We start from the raw sequence: 15323 nt of genomic DNA on the forward strand, positions 1-15323 counted from the left end.
AGATTTATGAGACTTTCATTCCTGTCATTGCTGTTCCTCAGCTTTCCGGCTATGAGCTTGTGCCAATCGTGCAAGAGTCTGTCGGTTCCAAAGGCTCCAGTAGACGAGGCATTGTTTGACAATTTTTATTATCAGGGTAACGATGACATCTACAACAAAAACAAGTTGACCGATGCATCGCAGTTTTACAACCCGATACTTCCGGGATTCTATCCCGACCCTTCAATCACCACAAACGGTAAGGGCGACTATTATCTTGCTACATCAACCTTTACATTCTTCCCGGGTGTGCCATTGTTCCACAGCCGCGACCTTGTAAACTGGGAGCAGGTTGGTCACATTCTCGACCGCGAGTCGCAGATGGAGAACATGAAGGGACAGCACGTCAGCGGCGGTATCTTCGCCCCTGCATTGAGCTACAATCCAAAGACCGGTACATATTATATGATTACTACAAACGTAGGTGCCGGCAACTTTTATGTTAAGACACAGAATCCAGAGGGTGCATGGTCAGACCCTATCCACCTTCCTTCAATCTTGGGCATCGACCCTTCAATCTTTATCGATGACGACGGCAGAGCATACGTTGTAAACAACGACGATGCTCCAGACAACAAGCCTGAATATCCAGGTCATCGCACAGTTCGTGTACAGGAACTCGACTTGGCTACAGACAAGTGTGTGGGCGAACGAAAGATTATCATCAACAAGGGATGCCGTCCTGAAGAGAAGCCAATCTGGTGCGAGGCTCCACACATCTATAAGATTAAGGGCAAGTATTACCTTATGACTGCCGAGGGCGGAACAAGCGACTGGCATTCTGAGGTTATCTACCGCTCAGAGTCTGTTTGGGGACCATACGAGCCATATTCGGGCAACCCAATCCTTACTCAGCGCACGCTTGCCAAAGACCGCAAAGAGCCTGTTACTTGTGCAGGTCATGCCGACCTTGTAAAGACAGAGAACGGCGAGTGGTGGGCTGTATTCTTGGCATGTCGCCCTGTAAAGGACAACTGGGAGAACCTTGGCCGTGAGACATTCATGATGCCTGTTTCTTGGACCGAGGACGGATGGCCAATGATGACAGGCAGCACCGGACTTGTTCCGCAGATGCTTAACCGCAACGGCGTTAAGAGAAACGAGAATGTAACATTCGGTAACTTCAAGTGGGAAGATGATTTCTCATCAGATGTTATGAAGCAAGACTGGGTTACACTCCGCACATCTGCCAAGGGCTTGTTTACACCTAATAAGTATAACGGATGGCTGTCGCTCAAGAAGCAGCCTGTAACAGCAGAGCAGAAAGATGTCCCATCGCTCGTGGCACGCCGCTTGCAGCACCACAAGTTCGAGGCATCAACCAAAATGCGCTTCCAACCATCATTCGACAACGACGCAGCAGGTATCATGCTATTCAAGGACGAGAAGCATCAGCTTTTGCTTGTCCGCACACTCAACGCCGGAAAGCAGACAATCGAACTTCAGCAAGTCTCAAAAGACGGCAAGAAGGTTCTTGCATCTCAGCCATGCAAACTTAACGAGGTTGAGATGAAGATTACATCAACTGGCACAACCTTCGAGTTCTTCTACAAGGCAAAGAAGGATTGGGTTAAGATTGGCGATGCTCCGGCACAGCAGCTCTCTACTCAGGCAGCAGGCGGATTCACCGGAACGGTGGTTGCTCTGTACTGCACCGGAAAGGAGGCTAAGTAATAACAGCATTGAACCTAACGGCAACAAAATAAGAGATTAACTAATCACTTTTTAATAACTTTTTAATACTAATATCAATTTCTAATGGAGACAAAGAAATGTACTAAACTACGTTTTTTCGCTTTAGGAGTTGCATTTTGGTGCTTTTGCCTTGTGACATTAGCCCAAAGTGTAAATGTAAAGGGAACCGTGGTTGACTCTCATGGAGAGAGTATCATTGGTGCTTCTGTGATTCAGAAAGGTAATCCATCGGTTGGAACTGTTTCTGACTTAGAAGGAAACTTCCAGCTGAAAATTACAGGCAAGAATCCTGTAATCGTTGTATCGTATGTTGGTATGCGTGCAACAGAGGTAAAGGTTGTTCCGGGTAAGCCTGTAAAGGTAACACTCGAAGAGGACAACGCAGCACTCGAGGAAGTAGTGGTTGTGGGTTATGGCCAGCAGAAGAAGGCTTCTTTGGTTGGTTCTATCACCCAGACATCAGGAAAGGTGCTGGAGCGTACCGGTGGTGTGTCTGACCTTGGTTCTGCACTTACTGGTAACTTGCCGGGTGTAATCACAACTTCGTCATCTGGTATGCCGGGTAACGAGAAGGTAAAGATCGTAATCCGTGGTGTCAGTTCATGGAATGGTAGCGACCCTTTGGTACTTGTAGATGGTATCGAGCGTAAGATGGAGGATGTCGACATCCAGTCTGTTGCAAACATCTCAGTTCTGAAGGATGCTTCGGCAACTGCCGTTTATGGTGTGAAGGGTGCTAACGGTGTTATCCTTATCACAACTAAGCGTGGTTCTGAGGGTAAGGCTAAAATTGGATTCAACTTCAGTTCTACAATGAAGTTTGTGTCTAAGTTGCCGCAGACTCTTGGTTCTGCCGCATCACTCAGAGCACGTAACGAGGTCATCAAGCATGAACTTGGTTTGAAGCCTGAGTCTTGGGCAAAAATCTGTTCTACAGATTTTATTTCAAAGTATGAGAACCAGCCAGAAGGTGCAATCGACCCAGAGACTGGTTTCTTGATGAGCGAGCGCTATCCTGATGTTGACTGGCAGAAGGAACTGTTCAAGGATATGGCAATGTCATACAATGCCAATGTTAATATCTCTGGTGGTACACGCTTCGTTAAGTATTTTGCTTCTATCGACTTCCAGCACGAGGGTGACCTTTTCCGCGAGTGGGATAATGGTCGTGGCTACAAGGGCGGTTATGGTTTCAATCGTGTAAATGTTCGTTCTAACCTCGATTTCCAGTTGACTAAGACAACTACTTTCAAGGCTGGTATCTTCGGAAGTCAGGGTATCCGTAATACTCCTTGGGGTATTGCCGATGATGCGTGGGCTGCAACACAGTTGTGGCAGGCTGCTTACTCTGCACCGCACAATGCTTTCGTGCCACGCTACAGCGACGGTACTTGGGGCTATTATCCGCAGGAGACTCAGGGTGCGCCAAACTCTGTTACGAACTTGGCTCTTGCTGGTGCTGAGCAGAGAATCAACACTGTGTTGAATACCGACTTTACCCTTTCTCAGGATTTGTCGTTCATCACTAAGGGCTTGAAATTCAATGGAATAATCTCATGGGATAACTCATTCAGTGAGCAGGAGCGCGGTGTTAACGACCTTTACCATGATGCACAGTTCAAGTGGATAGACCCTGTTACTGGCGAGGTAACTTACAGTAAGTTGGCAAGTTCACACACTAAGTTCGACTTTACTGAAACCCGTGCTTGGAGTACTCAGGGTAGCAAGATTATGGATTGGATGACATACAAGAAACTGTATTATCAGATGCAGTTGGTATGGGGTCGTAAGTTTGGTAAGCACGATGAGCACGATGTAACAGCAATGGGCGTGTTCAGCCGTGAAGAAAAAAGTACTGGTAGTGATTTCTCTCATTTCCGTGAGGACTGGGTATTCCGTGCTACTTATAACTATGGCGACCGTTATCTGTTGGAGTACAATGGTGCATACAATGGTTCTGAACAGTTCGGTTCTGGCTATCGTTTTGCATTCAACAACTCTGTTGCGGCAGGTTGGACACTTTCTAACGAGAAGTTCATGAAGCCTGTAGCTGATTACAAACTCTTCGGTAAAAAACTTATTGATATCTTGAAGTTCCGCTTCTCTTACGGTGAGGTTGGAAATGATAACGTTGGTGGTCAGCGTTGGTTGTATGCTACTCAGTGGTCATACGCAGGTGCGTCACACATCGACCCTAAGAGTCCTGATGAACAGCAGGCTTTGTACACTTGGTATAAGGAGAAGTCTATTGGTAACCCTAATGTTCGTTGGGAAACTGCAAAGAAGCGTAACTTCGGTATCGACTATGCATTCCTCGATGGCTTGGTTGCTGGTTCGTTGGAGTTCTTCCACGAGAACAGATATGATATTCTTATTTATGGTGATCAGCGTTCTGTACCATTCTACTATGGCGCAAAGGCTCCTGCAATGAACTTTGGTCGTACAAAGACTACAGGTTACGAACTTGAACTTCGCTTGAAGCACTCATTCAAGAACGGTATCTATGCGTATGGTAACTTTAATATGACACATGCCGTAAACAATGTTCAAGTTTATGACGACCCTGATTTGTATCCTGCATATCGTAAGCAGGCTGGTTATGCCATCGATCAGGCTCACAGTTATATCGACAACGGTATCGCACAGAGTTGGGACGATGTGATTGCCATGACTGAGCACAAGACAAATGATGACCAGAAGTTGCCGGGACAGTATTTTATAACCGACTTCGATGGTAATGGTATTATCGATGATGATGATTACATTCCTTACGGTTTCACTGGTACTCCACAGAACACTTACAATGCTACTCTTGGTGTTGAGTACAAGGGCTGGAGCTTGATGTTGCAGTTCTACGGTGCAACAAACGTATCTCGTGAGGTTGCATTTAACTCATTCAGCAAGCCAACACTTGATGTTGTATTTGATGAAGGTTCATTCTGGAATCCAGAGTCTGGTTCTGGTATTCCTACTCCACGCTATAACTCTACACCAAACTTCTATGCAGGTACTCGCTTTATGTACGATGGCTCATTCTGCCGTCTGAAGAATATGGAGATTGCCTATACTTGGACAAAGGGTTGGGTTAAGAGTCTTGGTCTTAACAACCTTAAGCTCTATGTAAATGGTAACAACCTATTGTTGTGGACTAAGATGCCTGATGACCGTGAGAGCAACTTTGCTGCTACAGGTCTTGCATCACAGGGTGCTTACCCAACAATGAAGCGTATCAACTTCGGTGTTAAGTTCGAGCTTTAATAACAATTATTCTAATAGTAAACATAAAAACATTATGAAATTTCATAAGTTTAGATATATAGTAGCAGGTCTGGCTCTTTGCTGTGCAAGCATCGGCTTTACATCTTGCGAAGACTATCTGGATAAGTCTCCTGAGTCTGACCTCAAGACAGAGGATGCTTTCAAGAACTTCGTAAATTTCCAGGGCTTCGTAGAGGAGATGTACTCTTGTATGCCAGACTTTGCAAACGGTTACTGGACAAACTCTTGGAACTGGGGTGATGACGAGGTAATCTATGTCGGATGTGACTATCACATGACATACAAGGTTGATCAGGGCGACTTCTGGGGCTGGCAGTCTGATTACGACGGCTGGCAGAGCGGATGGATGGATCGTCGCGACTATAATCCAAGTAATGCAACCAAACCTGCAGATGAACGTCTGAAGGTATCTTTGTGGAAGGGAGCATGGTACTCTATCCGTAAGTGTAACGTAGGTATCGAGAACTTTGACTACTTTACCGAGGGTACTCAAGAAGAAAAGGATATGATTCTTGGCCAGCTTTACTTCTTCCGTGCATGGTATCATTTCGAGTTGATGCAGTATCTTGGAGGTCTTCCTTATATCGACAAGGTTATTGCTGCCGATGAGCCAATGAAATGGCCGCGTCTTTCATACAAAGAGTGTGCCGACAAGGCTGCTGCCGATTTCCGCAAGGCTGCCGACCTTCTTCCTGTCGATTGGGATCAGACTGTACGCGGTCGTAACACCGTAGGTAAGAACGGTTTGCGCGTAAATAAAATTACCGCCCTTGCTTATCTTGGCAAGAACTATCTGTGGGCTGCTTCTCCGCTTATGAAGAATACCAACGAGAAGATGGTTTCAAACACCAAGGCAAGCACTTACGATTATGACCAGACATACGCAAAGCTTGCAGCCGATGCTTTCGGTGAGTTGCTTGGCTATGTTCAGCCAGAACTTAATACAGACGGCAAGTCTAAGACAAAGTGCCAGTATGAGTTGGCTGACTTTGGAAGCTACTCTGAGATTTTCTATACTCAGGACAAGGGCGGTGAGACTCCGGGACTTAAGGAGGCAATCCTTCGCACACCAACAGTTAGCTGGAACAATACTAACTGGGGACTTTCTAAGCAGTTTGGCGGTAAGATTCTTACAGGTTCTAACTCATTCTCACAGGCTGCTGCCAACTATGTAAACTATTATGGTATGGAAAACGGTCTTCCTTTGACCGATGCGGAGTCTGGCTTCGATGCTACACACCCTTGGAAGGGTCGCGACCCACGTTTCTATCACGATATCGTTTACGATGGAGTAAAGGTTGTTAAGGGTACTATCAAACCAGACGATAACCGCTATGCTAACCTTTATACTGGAGGTTCATATCGAAACGATATTGAAGAGAACCGTACTGGTTACATGCTTTACAAGTTCATCCCTATGGATGCAAACAATGCAGACGATGGTTATGGTTGGGGACGCCACCTTCATATCAACATTCCTTGGTTGCGTCTGAGCGATGTGTATTTGATGTATGCCGAGTCTCTTGCAGCCCTTGGCGGTGCAAACCAGAAGTCGTCTACATTCAACATGACAGCCGAGCAGGCTGTTAACGTAATCCGCGAGCGTGCCGGCGTTGCCGACGTAAACGCTAAGTTTACTGCTGATAATGACAAGTTCATGGATGAGGTTCGTCGAGAGAGAGCAGTTGAACTTGCATACGAGGGACACCGCTTCAACGACCTTCGCCGTTGGCTGCTTCTTGACAAGTATCCTTACAATATCAAGACTCAGCAGAACTTCAACCGTGTAAGCCTTGATACAAAGGATTCTAAGAATAGCGAGGTGTCTGACTTCAAGGAGAAGACCATCGTTACTCGCAATTTTAAAGACAAACATTACTGGTTCCCTTTGAAGAAGAAGGATGTCAGTATTTATCCTGAATTGTTCCAGAACCCGGGATGGTGATGAAAAAACTTAAATGAAAAGTTAAACCATGAAAAGAATCAATAAATCGATAATAGCACTTCCACTGGCTCTTATGGCATTTGCACCACAGGGCGCATTTGCTCAGGAAGAAACAGATGGGGTACAAGCTGATACCGTAAATATGGCTTTCCGCAAGGTGGATGCACGCGACATTGTGCAGCCATACAGCAAGGTGAAGGTCAGCGAGATAATTGAAAAGGGGTACAGCACCAGCAACCTCGACAACATGCAGGCTTTGGCTGCCGGTTTCAATGGTGAGTTGTGGCAGCAGGGTGATGCTTTGGTTTTTGTTGACGGTGTGCCTCGTAACACTGCAAACCTGCTCCCTGACGAAATCGAGGATATCACATTCCTCAAGGGCGCATCTGCCGTAGTTCTTTATGGTAGCAAGGCTGCCAAGGGTGCAATCCTTATCACTACAAAGCGTGGCAAGGAGCAGGATCTTAAGACAAACGTCCGCGCCAACTATCAGTTGTTCGTACCAAAGTCATATCCAAAATGGCTGGGTTCTGCCGAGTATATGAAGTATTATAACGAGGCACTGATCAACGATGCAGGTGGTGATGTTTCAGCTGCTTTGTACAGCGACGAGGACATCTATAATACTGCTGCTGGCGTAAATCCTTACAAATACCCAGATCAGTCGTTCTACGGCTCTGAGTACCTAAAGAAGAGTTACGACCGCTGGGATTTGGGTGTCGATTTTAACGGTGGTGGCAAGTATGCACGTTACTATGCAAATGTATCATACAGCCGTGCAAGCGACCTTTTGAAGTATGGCGAGGGTAAGAACAACTATTCAGACCGCTTGAATATCCGTGGTAATATCGACCTTACTTTGTCTGACATGTTTTCAGCATGGGTAAACGCAAAGGTTGCCTATACCAATAGTCGTACATGTAAGGGCGATTTCTGGAGTAATTCAGCAAAATTGCGTCCAAACCGTGTTGCTCCACTGATTCCAACTTCATACATCGAGGATAATGATTTCAGTTCTCTTACTTATATGAAGAACTCTAACAACATTATCGATGGCAAGTATTTCTTTGGTGGTACACAGTACGACCAGACAAACCCGTTTGCTGATATGCTTGCAGGTGGATATAAAACAACAGTATGTCCTCACCTTCAGGTTGATGCAGGTTTCAAGATAAACCTTGATAAGGTTCTTGAAGGCTTGTCATTCAAAACTCAGTATGCTATTGATTATGCAACAGCTTATACTTATAGTATTGATGACAAATATGCTACATACGGTGTTGTATGGACAAACTATGATGGTAAGGACGTTGTTTCATCGCTTACAAAATATGGTAAGGACGAGCATGCTCCAAACCAGAATTTGGGAGGCTCGGCTTCTGCACAGGAGATGTCGTTCAATGCACAGTTCGATTATCAGCGTACATTCAATAGTGACCACAATGTACATGCAACTCTTGTAGCCAACGGCTTCCAAGAGACAAAGAACGGTACTGATAATTATCACCGTTGGAGTAATGCCAACCTTGGTTTGCAGGCAAGCTACAACTACGCTCACCGCTACTATGCTGATTTGGGCGCAAATGTTGTTCACTCAGCACAGTTTGCAGAAGGTCATCGCGAAGCTCTTTCTCCATCTCTTACCTTGGGTTGGAGACTCACAGGGGAGGACTTTATGAAGGACAACGGCATCTTCGACGATTTGATGCTTACTGCTGGATATACAGTCTTGAATCAGGATATCGATGTTTATATCGAGTCTGACAACAAGAAGTATTACTACTATTTGTATGAGGGAGTGTTTACTTCTACTGGTACATGGTGGGGTTGGAGCGATGCTCACAATGGTATTCAGACTGCCGACTCACGTCGTGGTGAAAACTTGGATCTCACCTTTGTAAAGCGTAAGGAGTTCAATGTTGGTATCAACACTTTGATGCTCGACAAGAAACTTTCTTTCAAGTTCAACTTCTTCAACACCGTTACTGACGGAACACTTGCTGCAACAGATTATCTTTATCCAAGTTATCTGCGTACATACTATCCAGTGTCAACATTCATTCCTTATGTAAACTATGGCAAGAGTCGCCGCACAGGTTTCGACTTCAGCGTAGGTTACAAGGATAAGGCTGGCGACTTTGAGTATGCAGTAGAGTTGAACGGTATGTCATCATCTTCAAAGTATCTGAAGTATGCTGAACGTGTAGAGTTTGACTACATGAAGCATGAAGGCGTATCTACATCTGCAATGTGGGGTCTTGAGTGCCTTGGCTACTACGAGTCTGCCGACGAGATTAAGAATGCTACTGCAAAGAGCAGCTTTGGCGAAGTTAAACCGGGTGACCTCAAATATAAGGATCAGAATAATGATGGTGTAATAGATGATAATGATAGAGTTGTTATCGGCAACTGGGGCGACAAGTTCATCGCTGGTCTTAACTTTACTTTGAAGTACAAAAACTGGACTTTGTTCGGATTGATGAGTGGTAACTTTGGTGCAAATGGATTGAAGAGAGACAATTACAACTGGTGCTATGGCGACCGCAAGTTCAGCGATGTTGTTCGCGGTGCATGGACAGCCGAGAAGGCAGCTACAGGTCAGGAAATCTCTTATCCGCGTCTTACTGTTAAGGATGCCAACCACAACTTCCGCGAGTCATCATACTGGGTGTACTCAGCAAGCCGTATAGATTTGGATCGTATCCAGCTTACTTACGACTTCAACGCAGATATGCTCGGTTCTGCAAGTAAGGTTGTAAAGGGCTTGCAGTTGTATGTAAATGCAAACGATTTGCTTACAATCGCTGGCGAACGCAAGCAGTTGGAGCGCAATGTAGGTTATGCTCCTCAGACACGCAGCTTCACTCTTGGTGCTAAAGTTCAATTCTAATAAATTCTGGAATAATGAAAAAAACTAAAATATTGATTCAGGCATTGCTGCTTACTGTAGGCGTGGCATTTACATCATGCGACGATCTTTTTGAGCCAGCAATCGAGAACCATCTTGGATTTGAATACATGTACGACAATCCAGACTATGCCGATGCTGTTCTTGGAAATGCCTATACTCGTCTGCCAAACGGATCGTATAATTTTAGCGATGTAGCTACAGACGATGCTGTTTCTAACGACAACAACGGTGACAATAAAAATACTAATTACTACAAGTTTAGAAAACTGAATGTAGAGGGAAACTGGAAGAGCAACAACAATCCGTTGGAACGTTGGCGTGACTGCCGTGCGGCTATCCAGTACATCAATCTTTTCCTCGAGAACATCGACAAGATTAAGTTCAATAGCGACGATAAGATTAACGCAATGTACAAGAAGAGATATACAGGCGAGGCTCACGGATTGCGTGCAATCTACATGTACTATCTTCTTCAGGCACATGGCGGTTACGATGCAAGTGGCAATCTGCTTGGTGTGCCAATCCTTACTGAGTCAACAACAGTAGATTCAGACCACGCATCTCTCGAGGTTCGTGTTTCGTTTGTCGACTGTATGAAGGCTCTCAAGGCTGATGCTGAAAAGGCTATCCAGTTGTTGCCTCTCGATTACAAAGATCAGGGTTCTGATGCAACAGAAGTTGATATTGATGGCAAGAAGGTTGCCGTAACCGGTCCAGAGTACGACCGTGTATTCGGTGAAAACTTTGCTGGTCGTGTCAGCGGCAGAATTATGCGTGCCGTTCTTGCACAGGCTTCTATTTTGGCTGCATCTCCTGCATTCAACGCAAATAGTGGTGAGACTTGGAAGGATGCTTGCAAGTATGCACAGACTGTTCTCGACCTTAACGGTGGAGTTGGTGGTATCGACCCTACAGGTAATACTTGGTATTGCAATACGAAGTATATTGACGATACATTAAAGGCTGCTAAGTGTCCAAAAGAAGTTCTTTGGCGTACAGAGAGTAGCAGCAATAATGACTTGGAAACTAACAATTTCCCACCATCTCTATATGGAAAAGGTCGTGTAAACCCAACTCAGAACCTTGTTGATGCATTCCCAATGTTGGAGAGCGGTCGTCCAATCTCAGACCCAAGATCTGGTTACGATGCTGCTAATCCATACGACGGTCGCGACCCTCGTCTTGCTCAGTACGTTCTCTACAACGGACAGAATGCAGGTAATGCCAATACTGCAATCAATACTCAGGCAGACGACAAGAAGGACGGTCTGAAGGGTGAAGTAGAGAAGGCAACCTTGACAGGTTACTATATGCGTAAGCTTCTCCGTCAGGACATTAATCTTGAGCCAACTGTAAACAGCAAGCAGAAGCATTACACTCCACGCATCCGCTACACAGAGCTTTATCTCGACTTTGCAGAGGCTGCCAACGAGGCTTACGGTCCAACTGCCAACCCTGATGGTTGTACTTATTCTGCATACGATGTAATAAAGGCTCTGCGCAAGCGTGCAGGCATCGTTAACGACGAGTATCTTGAGGAGTGCAAGGGCGATCAGAACAAGATGCGCGAGCTTATCCACAACGAGCGTCGTCTTGAACTTTGCTTCGAGGGCTTCCGCTTCTGGGATTTGCGCCGCTGGAAGGCTAACCTTAACGAGACTGCTAAAGGTGTAAGCATTACCGTTGTTGAGGGTAAGCCACAGTATGAGTATTTCGATGTCGAGACTCGCAACTACAAGGAAAATGCTTACTATGGTCCAATTCCTTACAACGATGTTCTTAACTTCCCATCACTTATTCAGAATGCTGGATGGTAATTTAGTAACTAATTAATGATGAATAATTATATGAATATCATAAAATCTATATCGGCTGTAGCTCTTTGTGCTTTGGCATTCACCAGTTGCCACAACAGCGACTGGGAGTTCGACGACTACGGTACAACAACTGCGTATTTTGCTATGCAGGCTCCAATCCGAGTAATAACATTAGGCGAGGATAATGAAGCCAATGTTGTGGATGACAATAACCATCAGTTCCATATCTATGCAACTTTTGCAGGTGTCTACAAAAACAATGCAGAGCGAAAGTTGAAGTATATTGTCGATCCGACTCTTCTCGAAGGTGTTGACGGCGTTGAGTTGTTGCCTGCCGACTACTACACAATCCAAGATCCTTCAACTCTCACTATTCCAAGTGGGGCTATGTGGGGTGGAACTGTTGTAACGCTTAACGACAAGTTCTTTGCTGATCCTAAGTCTGCAAAGGTAAACTATGTTCTTCCTGTCAGAATTACAGGCATTGAGGCAAATGTCGATAGTGTTCTCGAAGGTCGCGATTACCAACTTTTGGCTATCACCTACAAGAACAAACACGATGGTTTGTGGGCTTACGAGGGAACTGATTTGTGGAACGAAAAGAGCAGAACATTCTCTCACAAGTATACCGATCCGTTGGTTGAATTTACCACAACATCACTAAATGGTTTCTCTTTGACAAAGAGTTTTACCGTGATGCAGAAGGTGTATGATGCCAAAAAGGATATTTGGGAAGACAAGGAAGCTTCACAGACCAAGACTTTCAATTGTACTGTTGCCGATAATGGTGATATCGTAGTTTATGATGAAAACGGTAACCAAGCTGGTACAGGCAAGTACACTTATCATGGTGCTGATGATTTTACTAAGGTGGATACAAAGGTTGATCTCATCACTCTTAAGTTCTCTGTAACTTTGACATCTGAGGTCGTTGCAGGTCCTGCCGAGTGGCATTATGATTGTACTGGTTCGTACATGCTTTATTCTCGTGGCAATAGCAAAGAGAATTGGAAATAATTATTTATTCATGATTTACAATTTAAGATTTTTATGAAGATTTCTAAATTGATATATCCTGTTGTAATGCTCAGTCCGCTAATGTTAGCGGGCTGTGCAGACACAGGCATCGACGACTATCAGGTAGAGAAGCCTCAGACTATTGCTGAGTACGAATACCTGAACGCATACGAGCCGCTCAAGACATACGTCGATCGCAGCGCACATCCTAACTTCAAGGTTAGCGGTGCTCTTACTGCTGCTGATTTTAACAAGCAAGAGATGTTGTTCCGTCTTGCTGCTCACAACTTCGACGAAATCGTAGCCGGAAACGCTATGAAGATGTCGTCTTGTGTTGATGGCAATGGTAACATGAATTTCTCAACCGTAAGCGATTTCGTTGAAAAGGCAGAAGAGGCTGGAATTTCAATCTACGGTCACACTCTTGCATGGCACGCACAGCAGCCAAAGAAGTGGTTCGAGAAACTTATAGCCGACAAGGAAATTCCGGGTGCGGCAAAGAAGGGGTATATTCTGTACAACCTTGGTGAAAAAGCTGGAGACAACAATTGGGATAAGCAGGCTATATATACTTTGCCAAAGGCTTTGGAAAAGGATGCTACTTATACAATGACACTTGACGCAAAGGCTTCTGATGCTCCATGTGCAGTTGACTTCTGGCCAATTTGGGATGCGTCAGCGAATAAAAATCAGTGGGGTGGTTCAAACGATGTTCAGTATCTTGGCTTTACGCCAAATCAGGTTGGCGAAAATTGGACTACTTTGACCTGTACGTTCAAAGCTTCGTTTCCACATGATAAGTTGCAGTTTGTATTCGGTAAGGGAACAGGAACTCTTAAGTTTACAAATCTTGTACTGACAAAGGAAGGTTCTGATGACAATCTTATTGCGAATGCTAAGTTCGAGGATGGTCAGATTGCAGGCTGGGGCAATAACTATAATGGACCTTCATACGCTTATGGCGAAGAGGGTGGCGCTAAGCTGAATTACTTCATGACTTATAATTGCGGTGGGACTGCAGGAGACAACTCTTGGGACAAGCAGGCTATCTATACTTTGCCAAAGCCTTTGACTAAGGGTAAGAACTATGTCATGACAATGAAGGCAAAGGCTACTGATGGTTGTCACATAGATTTCTGGCCAATTTGGGACGCATCAGAGAATAAAAATCAGTGGGGCGGTTCAAACGATGTTCAGTATCTTGGCTTTACTCCGGGAGAGTTGGATTCTAAATGGAAAACTGTAACCTGTGAGTTTACGGCTTCGTTCCCACTTGATAAATTGCAATTTGTATTCGGAAAGGCAACAGGCAAGGTTAGTTTCGATGATCTTGTACTGACAGAGGAAGGCTCTGACGAAAATCTTATCCCTGATGGGGGCTTTGACGGAATGTCAAAGGCTGGTTGGGCTAATAACTACAATGGACCATCGTTCGATCTTGATTCAGAGTCTCAGAACTCAATTCCTCTTACCGACCAAGAGAAGAAAGACACCCTTACTTGGGCTATGGATAAGTGGATTGGCGGTATGATGGACGCTTGCAAGGGCAAGGTTAAGGCTTGGGACGTTGTCAACGAGGCTATCAGCGGCGGCGGCAACGACGGCGAAGGCTTCTACACTCTTCAGCACGGCGCAACTGCCAACAATGACAACGGCGTTTCTGCCGACTTCTTCTGGCAGGATTACCTTGGCGACATCGACTATGTTCGCACAGCTGTAGCTTTGGCTCGCAAGCACTATGCTGCTTCTCTTCCTGAAGGTGCAGACGCTTCAGACCTCAAGTTGTTCGTAAACGACTACAACCTTGAGTCTAACTGGGACGACAACAAGAAACTGAAGAGCCTTATCAACTGGGTTAAGAAGTGGGAGGCTGACGGCGTAACTAAGATCGACGGTCTTGGCACTCAGATGCACATCTCTCTCCTTGTTGGTGACGATGAAGGCTCTAAGGCAGAGCAGAACAGCCGCAACGAGCACATCGAGAAGATGTTCAAACTCATGGCTGAGAGCGGCAAACTTGTCCGCGTATCAGAGCTCGACCTTGGCGTAGAGCGCTATGTAGACGGCAAGAAGGTTGCTTACACAACCGAGGAACTCGAGAAACTTCCTCTCAAGGAGCGTCTTGCTATCGAGAAGGCTATGGCTGCTCACTACCAGTGGATTATCAAGAAGTACTACGAGATTGTTCCTGCAGCACAGCAGTATGGTATCTGCCAGTGGTGCTTGACAGACTCTCCAGCTAACAGTTCATGGAGAAAGGGCGAGCCTGTTGGTCTTTGGACATTGGATTACAGACGCAAGCCTGCTTATGCTGGTTGGGCTGACGGTCTGAGCAATAAATAGTGATTTTGGTATTCATTATTAATTAAAGGTTGGGGGCGTGCAACCCTACACACCAAGGCTGTGCGCCCCCCTTTTTATATAAAACTCATTGTACAAGGCTCTTTTAAAGGCTTGTGTCTTTAATACTGATGCTCTGGTGCTCTGTGGAAGAATCACAGCAGCAGTATTGACACCGTGGATTGCTTGCATTGCCATGTGTTCCGTGTTGCCAATAATAAGAACTCGTGCATTGATCTTTTAGTTAAATTAACTGAATGATACCTAAAAAAGGTTGTGA

General features: G+C 45.3%; 7 protein-coding genes. All 7 read left to right on the forward strand.

Features of this window, described 5'->3' with window-relative positions; genetic code table 11:
* The first annotated feature begins 6 nt into the window (after positions 1–6).
* Positions 7–1713 (forward strand): glycoside hydrolase family 43 protein, encoded by a 1707-nt coding sequence (locus tag T538_RS0103095; RefSeq protein WP_031532078.1) that lies wholly within the window; start codon positions 7–9, stop codon positions 1711–1713.
* 84 nt (positions 1714–1797) lie between these two features.
* Positions 1798–4992 carry a SusC/RagA family TonB-linked outer membrane protein gene (locus tag T538_RS0103100; RefSeq protein ID WP_031532079.1) on the forward strand — a complete coding sequence of 1065 codons (3195 nt, stop codon included), beginning with the start codon at positions 1798–1800 and terminating at the stop codon, positions 4990–4992.
* 34 nt (positions 4993–5026) lie between these two features.
* Positions 5027–6958 (forward strand): RagB/SusD family nutrient uptake outer membrane protein, encoded by a 1932-nt coding sequence (locus T538_RS0103105; protein ID WP_031532080.1) that lies wholly within the window; start codon positions 5027–5029, stop codon positions 6956–6958.
* A gap of 28 nt (positions 6959–6986) precedes the next feature.
* Complete coding sequence (locus T538_RS0103110) at positions 6987–9848, forward strand: SusC/RagA family TonB-linked outer membrane protein (protein ID WP_031532082.1); 2862 nt, start codon at positions 6987–6989, stop codon at positions 9846–9848.
* 14 nt (positions 9849–9862) lie between these two features.
* On the forward strand, positions 9863–11686 hold the full coding sequence (locus tag T538_RS0103115) for a RagB/SusD family nutrient uptake outer membrane protein (protein WP_031532083.1): 1824 nt from the start codon (positions 9863–9865) through the stop codon (positions 11684–11686).
* Positions 11687–11716: 30 nt separating this feature from the next.
* A complete protein-coding gene (locus T538_RS17575; protein ID WP_031540784.1) occupies positions 11717–12703 on the forward strand; it encodes a DUF1735 domain-containing protein in 987 nt (328 codons plus the stop codon).
* A 33-nt stretch (positions 12704–12736) separates the two neighbouring features.
* Entirely contained in the window at positions 12737–15046 is a 2310-nt protein-coding gene (locus tag T538_RS0103125; protein WP_031532086.1) for an endo-1,4-beta-xylanase, read from the forward strand.
* Positions 15047–15323 lie beyond the last annotated feature (277 nt).

This window comes from Bacteroides sp. Ga6A2 (assembly GCF_000702225.1).
Lineage (GTDB): Bacteria > Bacteroidota > Bacteroidia > Bacteroidales > Bacteroidaceae > Ga6A1.

Excerpts from the sequence above, each read along its gene's own strand:
- T538_RS0103110 (WP_031532082.1), top strand. The coding sequence starts at position 6,987 with ATGAAAAGAATCAATAAATCGATAATAGCACTTCCACTGGCTCTTATG.
- T538_RS0103125 (WP_031532086.1), top strand. The coding sequence starts at position 12,737 with ATGAAGATTTCTAAATTGATATATCCTGTTGTAATGCTCAGTCCGCTA.
- T538_RS0103115 (WP_031532083.1), top strand. The coding sequence starts at position 9,863 with ATGAAAAAAACTAAAATATTGATTCAGGCATTGCTGCTTACTGTAGGC.
- T538_RS0103105 (WP_031532080.1), top strand. The coding sequence starts at position 5,027 with ATGAAATTTCATAAGTTTAGATATATAGTAGCAGGTCTGGCTCTTTGC.
- T538_RS17575 (WP_031540784.1), top strand. The coding sequence starts at position 11,717 with ATGAATATCATAAAATCTATATCGGCTGTAGCTCTTTGTGCTTTGGCA.
- T538_RS0103095 (WP_031532078.1), top strand. The coding sequence starts at position 7 with ATGAGACTTTCATTCCTGTCATTGCTGTTCCTCAGCTTTCCGGCTATG.
- T538_RS0103100 (WP_031532079.1), top strand. The coding sequence starts at position 1,798 with ATGGAGACAAAGAAATGTACTAAACTACGTTTTTTCGCTTTAGGAGTT.